Raw genomic sequence first — 17,726 nt, 5'->3', positions numbered from 1 at the left:
CCTGATCAAAAATGGGTGGCGCGCAAAGATAAGAAAAACTTCACCTCAACATCGCTCGTATGGACGCTCAGGCGAGCTCAGCGCTCGCGCGCATTGTCAAGTAGCCTTCGTGGTCCATCGCCCACAACTCAACTGTGTTACCGTCGTTGGAAAGCCTTCCGCAAAGCGTCAATGGCCGATTCGCGAAAGCAGGACGCACGGCCTTAAACGTGAAACGGCGTATCGTCGCTTCGGGCGATTCGCGAGCGACCAAGTCGATCAACAGTGTCGCGACAAGAGGGCCGTGCACCACCAGATCGGGATATCCTTCGACCCCCGTCGCGTACGGCCGATCATAGTGAATTCGATGTCCGTTGAAGGTCAGTGCCGAATAGCGAAACAGCATGACCGGTCCGGTATCCACTACGCGTCGCCAGACTTCATCAACCGGGGCGCGCTCAGGCGGTGGTGCAACAGCGTCGGTGCCGGGCGCATCTCGATAGACGATGTCCTGTTCTTCCTCAATTTTCAGCTTGCCTTCTGCTTCGATGGCGTGTCGAACGGTAACGAACACAAGCCGCCCAGATCGCCCGATCTTGTCCTCCACGCGCAAGATCGTAGACGTGCGAGTCATTTGCTCGCCGACTTGCAGGGCAGTATGGAACGTGAGCCGTCCGCCGGCCCACATGCGCCGCGGAAGCCGCACAGGTGGCAAGAAGCCACCGCGTTTGGGATGGCCGTCAGAGTCGACTTCCGCCTGTGGGGCGACCGGCAGAAAGTAGAGCCAATGCCACAAAGGCGGCACGCAGTCGCGTGCCTCCGTACGATCGAGCGTTGCGGCGAGGGCGGACAGCGGAAAAGCCGTCACCACCTCCCTAGTCACTTCCTGCGTTGAGACCCAATCAGCCAGTGGAACATTTGAGTCGGACATAAGGTGAGTCCTATGCGGGTGTGTCTTCCTATAATTGTCGGACCGGCCTTGCCGACTGCCGGTCAGGATCTACGACCCATTATTGCCGCTTCTCGAGTTAGTTCGGTAGCGGCTCTCAGGTATCGTTGCCATGCTGAAACGGCATTGCCTCACGGCGTTTTCGCACCGTTTCATCAAGCGAAGTGACGAATACCGTATCTGGCCGATAACGTGGTTCTTCCTCAACCGAAGGCGGCTGGCCTCACGCGGCCGGGCACCACGCGACGCGGTCGTCTGTAAGAGTCGTAAACGCCTCACCGCGTCGGATCAGGTAGTTGAGGTATGCATGCTTTCGCCGGTAGCGAGACTGAGGTGGGCCGTCAGGGCCGACGCCCGCGTTGCCCGCGACGACCCCGCGCACCGAGCCGTTGTCGTTATAAAGCACTTCGGGCGAGGGAAAACCCGGAAAAATTCCGACGCCCAGCGTTTCGGCCGTTGTCCCGATCCAACGGGTGACGTTGGCGAGGCTCACGACACAATTGCCGTGATTTTTTGAACTTGTCGGGCAAAAGCCAGTTGGGGACCTGTCTCGCGCTGTCCTGCGTCAAAAAGAGGAAACGGTCTTCGGTCACTTCGACGTCCAGCGGCGCGCCATTTTGCTTGCAGTCGGGCAGCAGTTCGTTCAACGCACGCGGGTCCATCACGGCGCCCGAGAGAATATGCGCACCGACGTCGGAGCTTTTCTCAAGCACGCACACGTCGAATTCAACGCCTGTCTCCTGTGTGAGCTGCTTGAGCGGGATGGCCGCCGACAGCCCAGCGGGGCCGGCACCGATGATCACGACGTCGTATTTCATCGACTCGCCGGGACCTACTGCTCATAACAAGAATTAAGCTGTTTTGTCACGCGAATTAGATTTCCTGTTGCCATCGACCGCGTCCCCTGGAAGGTGGCGGATAACCGGATATGCTGCGACGTTCGAGCAGGGGCATGGCTTCCGAAGCTCAGATCCACGGAGGTGCACCCGAAGCGGCGCATGATCGCGGCGCGTTGCTTCGCCGTCATCTTGCGCCACGCCGGCCATGCGGCGTTGACGGCATCGATCGCGCGGTGCGTCTCCGTCGCGCCCATGTGCGGCACGGTGCCGAGCGACGCGCCGTTCGACGGATCGACGACTTCGAAGGTTGCACCGTCGGCGCCCTGCCATTCGCCGTCGATGAATGCGTCGTGACGCAGGAGCGGGTGATCGTGCAACAAGTCTTTCATCGATGTTCGCCCTTCGCTGATTTCTGAAAGATAGAGTTTGGGACTTGCGCCACGGCCACCCTACTGGCTCCCGAGCTCTGGTTCTCGATGATTCATGGCCGCGGCCCTGTTATGACGTTCTCAGAACTTGTGACGGATCGCGATGCGGACGGCGGCCTGATGGTTGGTCGACGATGGCGTGATCACATTAATCGCCGCGACTGCCGACGCGCCGGTAGACTGTGTTCCCGATGCGCGCTGATAGGCCGCTGTGAAATAGATGTCGGTGCGCGCCGACAGGAAGTAGTCCGCCGAAAAGTCGAGCTGGTTGTAGGCCGCTCCACTCTTGCCGTTGATTGAACTGCCGGTCGTGCGCTCGAATTGTGCCGCGGTGAAAAACGCCGGGGTCCACTGATATTTGAGCGCGGCCGCGTAGTTGTTGAACGTCACGGTCCCGCGAACGCCGCCCGGATTGAGTACGCCGACGGCGCCGCTCAAGTCCTTGAACTGAACGTTCGAATACGTGCCCGACAACGTAAACTGGCCGATCGTGTAAGACGTACCGGCCGCCGCAACCTGTTGCGTCTGCGCGGAAGCGAAGCCGCGCGTTGCGACGGACGACATGTTGTTTGTCTCGGCGGTCGCCCCCGACACACTGGTACCGTAGAACGACACGTTCGGGTTGCGGATGTTCATGTACGATGCGCCGAGCTTGAACGGGCCATACGCATAGCCCGCGCCGGCGCCCCAGACCTGGTTACGCGAGAAGTCGCCGGCCACGCCGCCCAGCGAATACATGCCGCCGAACGTCAGCCCCCCAATGCTCGGGCTCGCATACTTGACGACGTTATTCACGCGATTGCCGATCGCGAAATTGTCCATGTCGCCCGGACTCGCCGTGATATAGCCGCCATTGGTCCCAGCAAAGCCGAACGGACCGACATAGTCGACTGTCGAGTCGAACTGGCGGCCGAGGGTGACCGTGCCGAGGCGGTCGCTCGAAAGACCGACATAGGCCTGCCGGCCGAACATCAGGCCGCCTTGGCCCAGCTTGCCGCTGTTCACGTCGAAGCCGTTCTCAAGCGTGAAGATGGCGCGCAGGCCGCCGCCCAGATCCTCCGCGCCTCGAAAGCCGAAGCGGCTGCCGCTCAGCACGCCCGAGGCGAGATAGTACTGCCGCGAGCCACTGGCGTTGCTGTTGAAGATCAATCCTTCGTCGATGATGCCGTAGAGCGTGACACTGCTCTGCGCATTGGCGATGCCCGATACCGCGCCGAGGGCCGCCAGGACCCAAACCGCTTTTTTCATTGTCGCTGTCTCCTGAACCGTGTTCTTTTATCGGGTTGACCCGTTGTCCCGCAGTGCAAACCCGCCCGCGGTAAGGAGGACTATAAGGAGTGGGCCTCGTCGGCAGTAGGAGCAAGATGACATGCCGGCCATAACAATCATGCATATCAAATGCATTGCGCCAGGCACGAGTCAGAAGAGCGGGAAGACGGTCACGCCTCCTTAACATGGTGTCGTGCCAAGTTTAAAAAGACCTGATTCAGGGTATTCACTAGCGTCGATGCGCATCAGAACGCGCTGGCGGGACCGGTCGTGATGTACGTCCTGACGATGAATCGTTATGATGGCAGCTTATTCCGAAATACATTTGCGACATGACCACCAGCACCGCACCGATTGGCGAACAGTCCATGGACTGTGATCTGCTGAAGATCTTCTGCAAGGTTGCCGAACTGGAGAACTTTTCGCGCGCGGCGGTGCAGCTTGACCTCGCACAACCGGTCGTCACTCGCAAGATGAAGCGGCTCGAAGAGGAACTCGGCGTGGAACTGTTCGTACGCACCAATCGGGGCTGTCAGCTCACCCGTTCTGGCAAGCTCCTTTCCGCAAAGGCAGGCGGCATCCTGGCGCAACTCGCGCAATTGCGCGAAGAGGTGATGCATTCGGCGGAAGATGTCTCGGGGTCGATTGCGATCGGCATGACGCACACAGCAAGCTCGTATCTCGCGGCGCACGTGGTCTCCACGATCGCATCGCACTGGCCGAAGCTGCACGTGAGCCTCGTTCAGGACGTCAGTCGCGCGCTGTGCGCACAGTTGTTGAACGACGAACTGTCAATCGCCGTCGTGTTCGATCCGCCGACGGATTCCCGTGTGGTCGCGGTGCCCTTGTTGATGGAACGGCTCTATCTCGCCGGCAAACCCAACTCCAAACTGCTCGATATCGAACGCCCCACCATGGCCGATCTCGTCGGCGCGCCATTGATCCTTCCTACACGTGGCCAGGCGCTACGACTGCTCGTCGACGAGGCGTTCGCCGAGATGGGCGCATCGCTCGATCCAATCTACGAAACCAACAGCACTGCTCTTCTGAAGTCGCTCGCTGCGCAAGGGCTTGGCTATACGCTGCTGACCTACGGCACGATCGCCCCCGAAGTGTCTGCCGGACAACTGGCGGCCCGCGCGATCGACCAGCCGGGCATGTCGATCTGCCTGACACTTGCCACCACGCGCGAGCACCGTCGTCTGAAGACAGTCCGCTTTGTCGGCGAACTGATTCAGCGCGAGATCCGACGGCTCGTCCAGGGCGGCATGTGGCAGGGCACGCCCATGGCTATTCGAGAATAGCCATGGGCAGTGTCCTTCGGTCCCGGTTAGATCCGGAACGGGTGCTCGCTCAGGCCCGGGACTGGAGAGGGTGCCGCGAACACACATCCCGCGTACGGCTCGGTGGCGAAATCGGCTTCGGACATGCCGTCGTTTCGCGTCGTGATGTAGAGTGTCTTACGGTCGGCGCCGCCGAACGAAACTGACGTCGGCCGGCGGGTGGGTACATGGACAATGCAATCGAGCGCACCCTCCGGCGTGTAACGCGCCACGCGTGAACGGTGTACCTCGGCAATCCACACGCAGCCGTCGGTGTCGGTGGCGAGACCATCGGGCTTGACGCCTGTGTCCGTGTAGTCGACGAGCAGTCTGCGCTCGCCGACATGCCCATCGTTCAAGTCGAAGTCGTACACCCATAGTTGCCCCGGACGTGAATCCGCAAAGTACATCAAGCGCTCATCGGGACTCCACCGCAGTCCATTGGCCAAACGGACGCCGCCCGCTTCACGCGACGCGCGATCTCCGTCGAAACGATAGATCCCGCCGATCGGCGATTCAAGATCCACGTCATAGGTGCCAGTCCAGAAGCGACCGCGCGAATCGCAGGCAGCGTCGTTATACCTCTCCTGTGGCGAGATCAGGTCACTCGCCGCGAACGGTGTGTAGTCGTCGCTCTCGTAGCTTCCAAGCGCCAGCCCACGCGTGAACGAAAAGAGCAAACGGCCATCGATACAAAGCGTCACGCGCGCGCACCGATAGGGCAGCGACTTTGAGGCGACGTCGCCGGTTTGCACATTACCCCGGTACAGGCGCTTACCGATCAGGTCGATCCAGTAGAGCACGCCATCGTGGGGACTCCATAAGGGGCCCTCCCCAAGCTTCGTGTCGCAGCGAAACGCAAGCTCCGCGTGAATTCCATTCGTCATGTCAGTCATTGCCATTTCGTGGGAGTGTGGGGGGTTATCGACGGCCGAGAATCAGTCCGCTCTTGTGGCCTCCTCCGCCGCCGCTCGTGATGAGGCAGTGGCGGGCACCATCGACCTGCGCCGTCGATTCGCCGCGCATCTGCCGCACGCCTTCGATCACGAGATTCAGACCGTGAAGGTACGCTTCCGATAACAGACCGCCCGATGTATTGATCGGTAGCCGCCCGCCCGCACGAATTCCCCCCGCCTCGATGAACGCACCGGTGTTGCCGCGCTCGCAGAAGCCATAGTCCTCCAGTGCCATCGGAATCAAACCGGTGAACGCGTCGTAGAACTGGGCGACATCGATATCTGCCGGTGTCAAGCCGCTTTGCTGGTACAGCGCTGCGGCGACATCCCTGGAATTGATGGTGGCGTAAGTGTCGAGCGGCATATTGTGCGAACCCATCGGCCCGAGCGTCCAGCGCGGGCCGCTCGCCTGTGCTGCTGCGAGAATCGGTACGGCAGGCCGCTGCAGCTTCTCTGCCAGCTCGGCCGACGTAATGAGCACGGCGCACGCGCCGTCGGTTTCTAGGCAACAGTCGTACAAACGGAACGGGTCGGCGACCATCCGCGCGGCGACGTAGTCGTCGTGTGTCATTGGCCGGTCATGCATCACCGCTCGCGGATTTTTCTGCGCGTTGCTGCGAATCGTGACGGCGAGTTCCGCGAGATGGTCGGCGTTCATGCCCGACTCTTCCAGATAGCGTCGATAAACGAGCGCCATCATCATGGCCGGTGACATCAGACCGAACGGCGCGACGTAGGAGCCCCACATTGGCCGCGCGCGGTATTCGCCATAGCGTTCATACTGCCCCTGGCAAATTGAACGATACGCGACCGCATACTGGCATTGCCCAGTCGCCACCGCCGTGGCTGCCAGCATCACGGAGGCCGAACAGCCACCGCCGCCGCCGCCCCACACGAGCGACGAAAAGCGCAGGAGCGGCGCGGCTAGCGCGGCCTGCACCATGACCGGCTCGTGCCGTTCGAACCCGAACGACGCATAGCCGTCGATGCTGCTCGCGGCGATGCCGGCATCAGCGGCTGCATTTCGGATCGCTTGCAGACAAAGCTCGAACTCGGACTGGTCATTGTGGCCGCCGCGTTTGGCGTAGGCGGTTTCGCCCACACCGACGATGCACGGCTGAAGGCGCTTGGGCGCGTCTGCGGTCGGAAAGCTCATTGTTCTTCTCCCTTGCTTTGATCTGATTCGATGCGCTTCCTGAAGCGCGGCAACTGGAAACCGCCTCCGACAGCTTCCCAATACACGCTGACCGGCAATCCGATCTTCATCTCCTCGGGCGCTACGTCGACGACGTTGCTCACGAGCCGCGCGTCACCCGCATCGTCAAGCAGTACCACCGCGACGTTGTAAGGAGCTTGACCCTTTAGGGCCGGGTGCGTCGCGTGATGGCTGATCGTGTAGGTGTACACGGTCCCGTTGCCGCTGACTTCCTTCCAGCCCATACGCGTGGAAGCGCAATGCGGGCAGCTCGGCATCGGCGGATGGGAAAAACGCTCGCAATCCGTGCAATGGCGAATGACCAGCCGGCCTTCATTGCAGGCGTTCCAGAACGGCGCGTCGTCGCGCGATGGTTGTGGTGCTGGCATCGCGTCGGGTAAATAGGGCATGGGGTGTCTCCTCGATGAGCAGGCGCATGCGGCGCCAGTGGACGTCTTGCGGTCACTATAGGCAGAACGACCAACCCGCAGTAGCAGGGACCTGTCATGGCGGAAATGTCACCATGACATACCTGCTGCTGCGGTTAACGGGAATACCACGTTGCGCAAGGCGCATCGCATCGCCTGAAATTCCCATGGAATCGGGACTTACCCGAAGTTTTCCTGCTGCCAGCGCCTGCACTCCTCCGCCATGCCGCGCGTGCATGGCGGCGATAAGAGTGCGCTCCTAGCCGGCACGTTGAACGGCTCTTACAGTTCTAACGAAACTAGCGATTACCCACGCATGAGCGCCGTCGCCACCACATGGCCTCGGGCCATGAAACCGAGTCAGGAACTATGATCCTCGAGATCCCCTACGAAGAACGCGTCCTCGGCAAGCTGCTCGCACAGTCCGCCGCGCGTCACCGCGACAAGCCTTTTCTGAGCGTCGACGGAAGAACGTATTCGTTCAGCGAAACTCACGCGATCAGCCAGGCGGTCGCACGCGGATTGCGCTTGATCGGCGTAAAGCCACACGAGCCAGTGATGGTGATGCTCGACAACTCGGCTGAATTTGTTTTTTCATGGTTTGCGCTCAGCCTGCTTAACGCCGTGTGTGTGCCGATCAATACAGCCTATGCGGGCGACATGCTCGCCTACGTCACGTGCGATGTAACATCGCGCATTGTTATTACCAGCGCAAACCATGCGACCGCCTTCGCGAACCTTGCGCCGTCCCAGCGGGGTGCGCTTGAGACGATGGTGATCTGCGGCGCCCATGACAGCGTGAGCGGCATGCAAACGCTTGAGTGGACCGATTTGATCATTGATGCGGGCGATCCGGTGTGCGTTCCCTCGACACCCGCCGACACTGCGTTCATCTGCTACACCTCCGGCACGACGGGTCCGTCGAAGGGAGTTCTTCTGCCTCAGTCGCTGACGTTCCAGACCGCGCTGAGCTTCATCAGTGCGGTGGGCATGACAGCTGACGATACGGTGTTCACGCCACTGCCGCTCTTTCACGGTATGTCGCGGACGATGGCGACTATGCCGGCGCTGCTGCTCGGCGCCCACGTCCATATCGCGCCGCGCTTCAGTGCGACTACTTTCTGGCAGGACGTGCGCCGCGCGCAAGCGACGATCAGCACGACCATTTTCACCATCCCACCGATTCTCAAGCACAAACCCCCTTCAACCGACGACCGCGCGCACAATGTACGTGTCATGTTCAACGCACATCACGATCTCGAGTTCGAGGAACGTTTCAATGTGCGTCTTGTCGAGGCTCACGCGATGACCGAAACAGGCATGACCGTATTCACTCCCTATCCTGAACGAAAATTCGGCGCTTCGGGCCGGGCGGGCGACGACTGGCAAGCCGCGATCGTTGACGAGAACGACCGCCCTGTTACTGCAGGAGCAGTCGGCGAACTCGTGCTGCGTCCTAAACAGCCCGGTATCGTGATGGAAGGCTACCTGAACAAGCCCGACGCAACAGTCGGTGCATGGCGCAATCTGTGGTTCCACACAGGTGACATGATGCGCGCCGACGAGCAAGGTTATCTGTACTTTTCCGGCCGAAAGAAGGAACGCATTCGCCGGCGCGGTGAAAACATTTCCGCGTACGAAGTCGAGGCCATCGCTATCCAGCATCCTGATCTGGTCGAATGTGCGGTGTTGGGCGTTCCCGCAGGTGACAACGAGGACGAGGTGTACCTCGTGGGCGTGCCGAGCGATACCGGGTCGCTCACGGCGACCCAGCTGCATGAATGGCTTATGAGCCGCCTGCCGAAATTCATGGTGCCGCGTTACATCGAGTTTCGCGAATCATTGCCCAAGACCGGCTCGGCGAAGATCGAGCGCCACACGCTGCAGCAAACGGTCCCGGCGCCAGGAGCCTGGGACAGCGCGCATAAGACCGCGTCCGCGCCATCGGTCATTAGCGCCGGATAGGCGCCCCCCCCCAACAACCGTTATCGGAGACAATCATGCTTCTGAGCATCCACGACGCACGCGAGCTGATTCGGGCGTGCATGACCGCCTCTGGCCACACCCCGACCGAGGCTGACATCATCAGTGATCATCTGATTGACTGCGAGCTGCGCGGCCTGTCGTTTGGCGGATTACCGCGCGCGCTGTCCGTCATCGAACGCATTCATGCGGCGCCCACGCCTCGCAAGCCCATTGAGATCATCAAGGAGTCGCCCGTGTCGGCCGCGCTTGACGGCGGCGACCAGGTCGGATACCTCGTTGCCCATCGGGCCACCGAAATCGCCCTCGAGAAGGCTCGCACGACCGGCATCGCGGTCGTCACTGCCAACCAGACGTGGTACACCGGGATGTTCTCGTACTATCTTGAGAAGATTACGGCCGCTGGCTTTATGGGTTTTGTGGCCGGCAGCGGCGGGCGCAGAGTCGCGCCGCACGGCGGTACCGAGGGGCGTTTTTCGACGAACCCGATCGCGTTTGGCTTCCCCAGCGCCGGCACACCTGTCATCTGGGACATCGGCACAGCCGCAATCATGCTCGGTGAAGTCGTACTCGCCGAGCGCATGGGCGAGCTCCTGCCGGAAGGCTTGGCTTTCGCGCCAGACGGCGAACCCACGCGCGATCCCACTGCGGCCCTAGCTGGCGCATTCGCGGTCTGGGGAGGCCACAAAGGATCGGGACTCGCGCTCGTCGTGCAGTTGCTCGGGATGATGAGCGGTGCATCGGCGGCGCCGCCCAAACTGCGCGACTGCGGCTTCTTCATGCTCGTCGTTGATCCTGACCTGCTCACGGACCGCGAGGACTACGCGCGGCGCGTAAGCGCATTCGCCAACAGCCTGCGCGATACCCGCCCACTCGATCCGGCGAAACCGGTTCGTGTGCCGTTCGAGCGGTCGGCTGTCGAGCGGGAAAAGCGCCGGGCGGGCGACGCGATCGAAGTCGCGGACCAGATTTATGAGGCGCTGAAGGCGGTCGCTGCAGGAGTCTAAGTATATGCGGTCTGCGTAGCATCGTTCGGGCAGTAAAACAAATACTCAAGGAGACACGATGTCAACTCCCGCTTCAGGCATTTCCTCGCGATCCGCGAGCGACAGTGCTTACCGGAAAATCACGCTGCGCATCGTGCCGCTGTTGTTCATCTGCTACATGCTGAACTACATGGACCGCGTCAATATCGGCTATGCACAGTTGCAGATGAAGCATGCGCTCGATTTCTCGGACGCCATCTACGGCCTCGGCGCCAGCATTTTTTTCGCCGGTTACTTCATCTTCGAGGTTCCGAGCAATCTCCTTCTGCACAGAATCGGGGCGCGCAAAACGCTCCTGCGCATCATGGTTGGTTGGGGCCTGCTATCGGCGGGGACAATGTTCGTTTCCACACCGACGCAGTTCTACGTCGTGCGTTTCTTCCTTGGTGTGTTCGAGGCCGGGCTTTTTCCAGGCATCGTGCTCTATCTGACTTATTGGTATCCGCCGGCACGCCGTGCGCGCGTGGTTGCGTTATTCATGCTCGCCACTGCGGCGGCCGGGCTCGTTGGCGGACCGACCTCAGGCTGGATCCTGCAGAACATGAATGGCGTGCATGGCATGCAGGGGTGGCAGTGGATGTTTATGATCGAGGGACTGCCGGCCAGTCTGCTAGGCATCGTCTCTTATCTGTATCTCGTGGATAGTCCCGGCAAAGCTGCCTGGCTCACCGATGCGCAAAAGGCACTCGTGATTGAAGACCTGGCCGCGGCCGCGGCGACATCTCCCTCCGCGACCAGCGCCCGCTCTCCCTTCGCGGATCCGAAGGTCTACCTGTTGAGTTTCGTCCTGTTCTGCATGCTTTGCGGCTCGTATGCGCTGAGCTTCTGGCTGCCAACCGTGATCCGGGAACTGGGCGTACGGAACCTTCAGCATGTTGGTCTGTATGCGATGATTCCCGAGGCGGTAGCGGCGATGTCGACCATTCTCTACAGCCGTCATTCGGACAAGCACTTCGAGCGCCGCTGGCACTTTATCACTGCCGCCGTGATCGCCGCAGTCGCACTTAGTGCCACCTCTCTCACCGCGCACAGTCTTGGACTTTCGATCTCATTGTTCGCTGTCGCGCGCGCCGCAATCGTCTCGTCGCTTCCGGTTTTCTGGGCAATGACGACCGGTCTGCTTTCCACACGATCGAGCGTTGCTGGCATCGCAGTCATTTCGAGTCTGTCCAATCTCTCGGGCATGTTAAGTCCTTTCCTTCTTGGTCTGGTTAAGTCGGCAACCGGCAGCCTCGCCAACGGACTCTTTGCAATCTCGGCGCTGATGTTTGTCGCCGCGACGTGTGTGCTCCTCTGTGTTCCGCGCCAGCAACGCACTCGTGAACTGACAGCTAGCGCCAAAGTATCGCAGGTGTGAAGCACTGAAGGGGAGCCGCGGCTCCCCCGGCCGAAAGAGTTGATTCGTCATTATGTCGTCGCGCGTCCGCGTATTGCGACGTCCTGCTCAACAAGCCATGCCACAGCTCATGATTCAAGGCGGATCACGAGTCCTGCGTCGTACTCGTGCCCGCCCTTGACAAAACATATTTATCCAGAATTGAAATGAGCCGAAAAGAGACGTTAAGCATTAGTGATGCGGACGATAAGAAAGCTACACGGACCACGGATTGGTTTCCAATGGTGAAGAATCTCAAGATCTCTACGCGACTCAGAGTTGGCTTTGGTGGTCTGCTCTTTTTGCTTTTCCTGATCGCGGTGCTTGGTAATTACGCCCTTTCTGCAATTTATGGCCGCCTCGACAACATTGCTCATGTCGCAAATGCAGAGACCCGGTTGTCCTACGAAATACGAGAACAGGTAGTGGACCGTTCTTTTCTTTTGCGAACCATCGTTCTACTGGACGACGCTAAAGCGGTGAACGCCCAGATAGATCGGGTCAGGACCCTAGACGCTGCGATCGACGAAACATATCGGCAACTCGGTCATTTGTTTTCTGCCGAAGGCGGTGGCTCTAACAAACGGCGGGAGCTCTACGCACAACTTCAAGCTGATGAAGCAGCGACCCGCCCTTTTTGGGACAAAGCCATTAAGCTTAGGGTCTCGAACGACAGGGCCGGCGCAACCAGGGTTCTGACCGAGGAGGTAACAGAAAAGGCATTCGCCTTGCGTTCTCGACTAAATGAGCTCGTCGCTGTCGAGAACGAGCGTAACGACCAGACTGCCCGCGATGCGGAAATGACTTACAGAACCGTCCGGTGGACGATGCTTACCGTAGCTGCGTTTGCCCTTCTCCTCGGCATTGGGTCGGCGAGCTTGATCACACGCGGCATTCTCACCCAACTCGGAGGCGAACCGGCACTAGCTCAAGACTTGGCGCGCAGAATCTCGGCCGGTGACCTGACGAGCCGGATAACGCTTCGCCCCGGAGACAGCAGCAGCCTCATGGCCTTTCTCGACGCGATGCGAAATAAACTAAGCATTGTTGTCGCGGATATCAAGGCTTCGGCCGAATCGGTTTCAGCGGCCGCGGACGAGATCGCTCAAGGGAACGTCGATCTGTCTCAGCGCACAGAAGAGCAAGCCGCGTCCCTCGAAGAAACAGCGGCAAGCATGGAGGAGCTCACCTCGACGGTGCGTCAAAACACGGAAAACGCACGGCACGGCAGCGCCCTCGCGGACTCGGCATCGGAAACGGCTGCAGCGGGTGGCGCGGTCGTCGTGCGCGTCGTAAACACGATGGAAGGCATCTCCAGGAGTTCGTCGAAAGTTGCAGAAATCATCAACGTTATTGAGGGTATTTCGTTTCAGACCAACATCCTCGCACTAAACGCGGCCGTTGAAGCAGCACGCGCAGGCGAGCAAGGTAGAGGGTTCGCCGTGGTTGCAGCCGAAGTAAGAACGCTTGCTCAACGCAGCGCCACCGCCGCGAGGGAAATCAAGGAGCTGATCACCACGTCGGTACAGCAGGTCACCGAAGGTTCGACGCTCGTGCAAGACGCCGGCCAGACGATGGGCGAGATCGTGCGCTCAGTTAAGCGTGTGACAGACATCATAGGCGATATTGCGTCGGCCTCGGCCGAGCAGAGCACCGGAATCGAGCAGGTCAACCTAGCTGTCAGTCAAATGGACGAAATGACGCAGCAAAACGCAGCGCTGGTCGAGCAAGCAACGGCGGCAGCTCAGGCCATGGCAAATCAAGCGCAGAGTCTGCGAGCTGCAGTCGCGATTTTCAAAGTCCACTTCAACACTTGAAAATAACGTGCACTGTGGTCGTAGTGAGCTCTCGGCAGCGCGTTGCCCGAACGGGCGAAAAAAGGAAAAAACAAGCGCCGGGAAGTCCTATGTCATCAACGGATTCGGTGCAGTCCATAAACTCCTATGCGAATGCAGCTGAATAACATGGAATAAAAGTGCAGGTGAGCAAGCCGATCGCTCACTGCCTCCTCGTTTAAGCCACCTTTCGGTTTAAGTCCAACTAGCCGCTTCGACCCGCTCAGGAGTCGGCGTCAACGGCGCGTCAAGCGGCAGGCAGAGCCTTGCGAAGCGTGAGAAGACAACACCGGAACCGCCGGCGCTGACATAAAAAGGCTCGCGGTGCGCATCAGAGCGATCGCGCGGCTGAACCTCTATTCGCGCCAAGAGCCCTCTGCAACGCTCGATCCTGCGTTCTCCAGCGCCTGCTTGAGCCCTGCGACATCCAGAGGCACGCAATACGCCGGGCGAGCGCGCTCAAAGCGCCAGCCCTCGGCCAGCGCACCGGCATCCACAACGTCGTAACCTAGATCGTCCAGCAACTCGCTGACTACCCGCTTCGCCTCTTTGTCGTCGCCCGCGATCGGCAGAGCCCGACGATCGGCAGCCCCGTGGGGACGTGAATCTTTTTCGATGTCACGCTCGAGAATCGCATTAAAGGCCTTGACGATTCTGGCGCCCCTCAGGTGGTTTGCGAGTATTTCGCTGGTCGTCGTCGTGTGATTATCGAGCGCTTCCTCATTACCATCTCGCTGCGGGTAATAGTTGTTGGCGTCCATCACGATCTTGCCCGCGAGCGGCTGGGGCGCGAGATCTCGGGCTGCAAAAAACGGCACAGCAACCAGCACGACATCGCCGAATTCAGCGGCCATTTGCGCTGTGCCGACCTGGCAGCGAACTGCTACCATCGTACTTGCAAGTGTGCGCGGATGACGCGAGTTGCTGATCATCACCTCGTGACCGTGCTGAACCGCGAGACGCGCCACTGCACGCCCGATAAACCCTGCGCCAATAATTCCGATCTTCATACCTTAGCTCCAGTAGTGCTTCATAAAAACTGTCCGTTCCCGCTAGTCTATATCGCACTGTCGGACAGAAGATTAGTTCAGTGTGCCGGCACATAGCCAGACATCTTGACCAACGCGTCGTACACGGCGTCGGCCACTTCGATCCGGTTCTCGGAAAATCGCCTGGCGCGCTCCGCCACCGAGCGCTCGAATGGCACCCTCACGGGACGACTCTCGTCGACGGGCCGGGTTGCGCGAATGCTATCGACGTATGCGCTGACACGTTGCCGGAATTCGTCTGCTGAAGTGAGTATCGACGGATCGATCGCCAGCAGGAAAAAACCGCAATCGCGCAGACCGTCGGGTGCAGCGGAAGCACCGCACATCATGCCGAGCAGTTGAACTACCATCGCCAGACCAGAACCCTTGTGGCCGCCCCACACTTTGAACGCTCCTTGCAACGCGGCGATCGGATCCTGCGTCGGGTTGCCCGCGTTGTCGTATGCGATGCCTTCGGATAGCGGTTCTCCCAGCCGCATCTTCATCAGCACTTCACCAAGCATCACACTGGCAGTTCCAATGTCCCAGATAACCGGCACGTCATCGGACGGAAAACCGAACGCGATCGGATTGGTTCCGAAGCGCCGCTCCGTGCCCCCCTCCGGCGCTACGATATGACCGCCGCTGCCCGCGATCATGCCCACGAAACCCTCTTTGACCAAAATCTCGAGATAATACGAGAACATGCCCGTGTACCACGTCTCGTAAGCCCCGACGACGGCGACTCCGCTTGTGCGCGCCTTCTTGATCGCAATCTCAGTGGCGCGGCGCGCCACGAGATAGCCGACCTGATCGCCGCCATCAAGCGTGGCCGATACAGGGGTATCGCGTATGACGTTGATCGGCCGGCGAGGCGTCCTGGCTTCGCGGATGCGCTCAGCAATGGACAATGCGCGCGGCAAACCGCCGAACGACAGACCACGCAACTCGCAGTCGACCAGATGATCGGCGATGATGGCAGCTTCGGCCCGAGTGTGTCCGGCCGTAATCATGCTGGCTTCGGCCAGCCGGCGAGCTTCGGGAACGGAAAGAATCATTGCTGTCTCCAGATGTCAGGATGTGATGTCAGTGAAGTCTTGCCTTTGCAGCGACAGGTGACCGTCCTTTCGCTTTCTCCGAAGATCGAGTGTGCGCGGTCCCATCGTCAACACCACGGCGGCGACGATGATCTGGCACATCGCGAGAAAGACGAACACGCCCCCCGAACCCCCGCGCTGCAATAAAAAGCCGATGATAAGACTAGAAAATGCGGTTGCAAGCCGGCCCCACGAGTAGGCAAAGCCGATCGCCTGGGCTCGGATGGCCGGCGGAAAAAGTTCCGCCTGGTAGGTGAAGGTTGCATAGCCGTTGAGCACGTTGAAGACGGTCGTCCCGGCACCGAATGCGATCAGTAAGACCGGACTGCTTTGGTGACCGAACAGCAGTCCGCAGATACCTGCGCCAAGCGCCGCTGCTGCGATCTGATACTTGCGCTCGAAGCGGTCCGCGAAGAAGAGAAACAGAAGCGGACTCAGAGGATAGATGAGACTGATGTACGCGGCGTACGTGAGGCTCGTTACAACGGAATGCCCTTGCGCCGCAAGCAAAGTCGGGACCCAGTTACCAAAGCCGTAAAAACCTACGAGCATGAAGACGTTGATCACCGTCAGCATCGTCACCAGACGCAGCCAGGGCGCGCGCAGTACCGCGCCGAGGCCGACTCTGGATGGCGGCGCTGCCTCGCCGCTGCTGCGCAGTGCGAGTTCCAGAGGCGGCAAGCGCGACGCGGCAACTTCACCGAAGCATCGCTTCTCCAACCCGGCAACGATCTGGACCGCATCCGCATACCTACCGTGCTGCGCCAGCCACGCGGGCGACTCCGGCAAGCGTGTCCGCACGATCCACACCAGAGCAGCACCTACGCTACCGAGCACGGCGACCCATCGCCAGCCGTCGAAGCCGAGGGGACTACGCGGGACCAGCGCGACGCCCAGCGCACCTGCAACCGGAACGGCGAGGAACTGTACGAAGAACGCGAAGGCGAATGCCCGCCCGCGATACCGGATCGGTACGATCTCCGCGATATAGACGTCAATAGCAACCAGTTCAACGCCGAGGCCGACCGCCGACATGAAGCGCCATACGTCAATCCACACCGCGCTGTGCTGCAAGGCCATTGCAACCGTCGCGCCGGTATAAAGTAACAGCGCACCGTTGAATGCCGACTTGCGCCCGAACCTGTCGACGTAGCGCCCAAAAAGCAGCGCACCCGCAAACAGGCCGAGAAAGGTCGCCATGCCGAAGGCCGCCTGATCAGGCAACCCAATCAGACCACCGCGTGCCTGGAAGATACCGGACCGCACCAGACCAGGCGTGATCACAGAGGTCAAAGACAGATCGTAGGCCTCAAAAAAGGCGCCCAGGCCCAGAAGAAATACGAGAGACCATAGGTGTCGCGTCATCGGAAGCCGATTGATCCGTGCCTCGATCATGCGCCCTTCCTCCGTACTGCAGTTTGTCTCCACTTGACGACTCCCACAAGTGTCTTTCGTAATGCATTCAAGGCCAGACTCCCTTGAACCTGGGCAGCGACTTACTTCGCTTTAACCAGGTTTATAGGAACATCGCTGCCCTCCGACTTGTTCATTTAATGCCCGTACTGCGGTTGTAGCGTGAGCTTGTTAGTTAAAGATGTAACTCCCTTCACGTGGCTTGCGATGTCCTCGGCTTTTTGAATCTGTCCCGCCTCCCTCACCGAGCCCGTCAGCGTGATCGCTCCGCCGCGAGCACGCACAAAAATATTTGTCACGTCGATGTCTTTTGACACCGCCAGCGCGCGACGTACGTCAACGCTGAGTTTCCGGTCCTGCTTGCGGGCGAGTTTTCGGTCAACCAGGGACGGCGCAGCCGCGCTTGCGGTTGCGCTTGCGGGTTCTGTTGCATCGCCCGGTTGAGCGTAGCTCGCCGATAGCATGGCCATGCAAAATGCAGCGCACAACGCCTTGAATAGGTTGGCCGTTCTCATATCGATTCCCATCATTTCCATCCAAAGTTCTTTGCAGCCCGGGGTTTCCCACACGAAGTCGCCATGCCG

At 60.0% G+C, this 17,726-nt stretch carries 14 protein-coding genes and 2 pseudogenes; 5 read left to right on the top strand and 11 right to left on the bottom strand.

What is annotated here, in order from left to right; genetic code table 11:
- Positions 1-67 precede the first annotated feature (67 nt).
- From LFL96_RS35765 to LFL96_RS35750, 4 genes and pseudogenes are all read right to left on the bottom strand, one after another.
- Entirely contained in the window at positions 68-910 is an 843-nt protein-coding gene (locus LFL96_RS35765; RefSeq protein ID WP_281003952.1) for a MaoC family dehydratase N-terminal domain-containing protein, read from the bottom strand.
- A gap of 349 nt (positions 911-1,259) precedes the next feature.
- Positions 1,260-1,746: pseudogene (locus LFL96_RS35760) on the bottom strand (NAD(P)/FAD-dependent oxidoreductase); the annotation flags it as partial.
- A gap of 170 nt (positions 1,747-1,916) precedes the next feature.
- Positions 1,917-2,156, bottom strand: a pseudogene (locus tag LFL96_RS35755) (aldehyde dehydrogenase family protein); the annotation flags it as partial.
- A 120-nt stretch (positions 2,157-2,276) separates the two neighbouring features.
- Positions 2,277-3,443 carry a porin gene (locus tag LFL96_RS35750; protein WP_281003951.1) on the bottom strand — a complete coding sequence of 389 codons (1,167 nt, stop codon included), beginning with the start codon at positions 3,441-3,443 and terminating at the stop codon, positions 2,277-2,279.
- A gap of 353 nt (positions 3,444-3,796) precedes the next feature.
- On the opposite strand from LFL96_RS35750, the gene LFL96_RS35745 reads away from it, so the two are divergent.
- On the top strand, positions 3,797-4,768 hold the full coding sequence (locus LFL96_RS35745) for a LysR substrate-binding domain-containing protein (RefSeq protein WP_281003950.1): 972 nt from the start codon (positions 3,797-3,799) through the stop codon (positions 4,766-4,768).
- 26 nt (positions 4,769-4,794) lie between these two features.
- On the opposite strand, the gene LFL96_RS35740 is transcribed toward LFL96_RS35745, so the two are convergent.
- From LFL96_RS35740 to LFL96_RS35730, 3 genes are read right to left on the bottom strand one after another with little or no spacing between them, the layout of a single operon-like run.
- Positions 4,795-5,682: an SMP-30/gluconolactonase/LRE family protein gene (locus tag LFL96_RS35740; protein ID WP_281003949.1), complete on the bottom strand. Its 888-nt coding sequence runs from the start codon at positions 5,680-5,682 to the stop codon at positions 4,795-4,797.
- A gap of 25 nt (positions 5,683-5,707) precedes the next feature.
- The gene (locus LFL96_RS35735; RefSeq protein ID WP_281003948.1) at positions 5,708-6,898 is read right to left on the bottom strand and encodes an acetyl-CoA acetyltransferase; all 1,191 of its coding nucleotides are present in this window, start codon (positions 6,896-6,898) and stop codon (positions 5,708-5,710) included.
- Entirely contained in the window at positions 6,895-7,347 is a 453-nt protein-coding gene (locus LFL96_RS35730) for a Zn-ribbon domain-containing OB-fold protein (RefSeq protein ID WP_281003947.1), read from the bottom strand. The genes LFL96_RS35735 and LFL96_RS35730 overlap by 4 nt, the downstream gene beginning before the upstream one ends.
- A 387-nt stretch (positions 7,348-7,734) precedes the next feature.
- On the opposite strand from LFL96_RS35730, the gene LFL96_RS35725 reads away from it, so the two are divergent.
- The 4 genes from LFL96_RS35725 to LFL96_RS35710 all read left to right on the top strand — a co-directional run bounded on the left by LFL96_RS35725 (position 7,735) and on the right by LFL96_RS35710 (position 13,586).
- On the top strand, positions 7,735-9,330 hold the full coding sequence (locus LFL96_RS35725; protein WP_281003946.1) for an AMP-binding protein: 1,596 nt from the start codon (positions 7,735-7,737) through the stop codon (positions 9,328-9,330).
- Between the two features lie 35 nt (positions 9,331-9,365).
- Positions 9,366-10,355 carry an Ldh family oxidoreductase gene (locus tag LFL96_RS35720; protein ID WP_348638461.1) on the top strand — a complete coding sequence of 330 codons (990 nt, stop codon included), beginning with the start codon at positions 9,366-9,368 and terminating at the stop codon, positions 10,353-10,355.
- Positions 10,356-10,413: 58 nt separating this feature from the next.
- Entirely contained in the window at positions 10,414-11,751 is a 1,338-nt protein-coding gene (locus tag LFL96_RS35715; RefSeq protein WP_281004350.1) for an MFS transporter, read from the top strand.
- A 260-nt stretch (positions 11,752-12,011) separates the two neighbouring features.
- Complete coding sequence (locus LFL96_RS35710) at positions 12,012-13,586, top strand: methyl-accepting chemotaxis protein (RefSeq protein WP_281004349.1); 1,575 nt, start codon at positions 12,012-12,014, stop codon at positions 13,584-13,586.
- Between the two features lie 374 nt (positions 13,587-13,960).
- Here LFL96_RS35710 and LFL96_RS35705 read toward each other — a convergent pair whose 3' ends face one another.
- From LFL96_RS35705 to LFL96_RS35690, 4 genes are all read right to left on the bottom strand, one after another.
- Positions 13,961-14,614 carry an NAD(P)-binding domain-containing protein gene (locus tag LFL96_RS35705; protein WP_281004348.1) on the bottom strand — a complete coding sequence of 218 codons (654 nt, stop codon included), beginning with the start codon at positions 14,612-14,614 and terminating at the stop codon, positions 13,961-13,963.
- Between the two features lie 77 nt (positions 14,615-14,691).
- Positions 14,692-15,690: an Ldh family oxidoreductase gene (locus LFL96_RS35700; protein ID WP_281004347.1), complete on the bottom strand. Its 999-nt coding sequence runs from the start codon at positions 15,688-15,690 to the stop codon at positions 14,692-14,694.
- Between the two features lie 15 nt (positions 15,691-15,705).
- Positions 15,706-17,124 carry an MFS transporter gene (locus LFL96_RS35695; RefSeq protein WP_281004346.1) on the bottom strand — a complete coding sequence of 473 codons (1,419 nt, stop codon included), beginning with the start codon at positions 17,122-17,124 and terminating at the stop codon, positions 15,706-15,708.
- 155 nt (positions 17,125-17,279) lie between these two features.
- On the bottom strand, positions 17,280-17,678 hold the full coding sequence (locus tag LFL96_RS35690; protein ID WP_281004345.1) for a BON domain-containing protein: 399 nt from the start codon (positions 17,676-17,678) through the stop codon (positions 17,280-17,282).
- Positions 17,679-17,726: the final 48 nt, after the last annotated feature.

The sequence above is a fragment of the Paraburkholderia sp. D15 genome (assembly GCF_029910215.1).
Lineage (GTDB): Bacteria > Pseudomonadota > Gammaproteobacteria > Burkholderiales > Burkholderiaceae > Paraburkholderia.
Note: the sequence above shows the minus strand (reverse complement) of the source record. Positions and strands in the feature narration are given on the sequence as shown.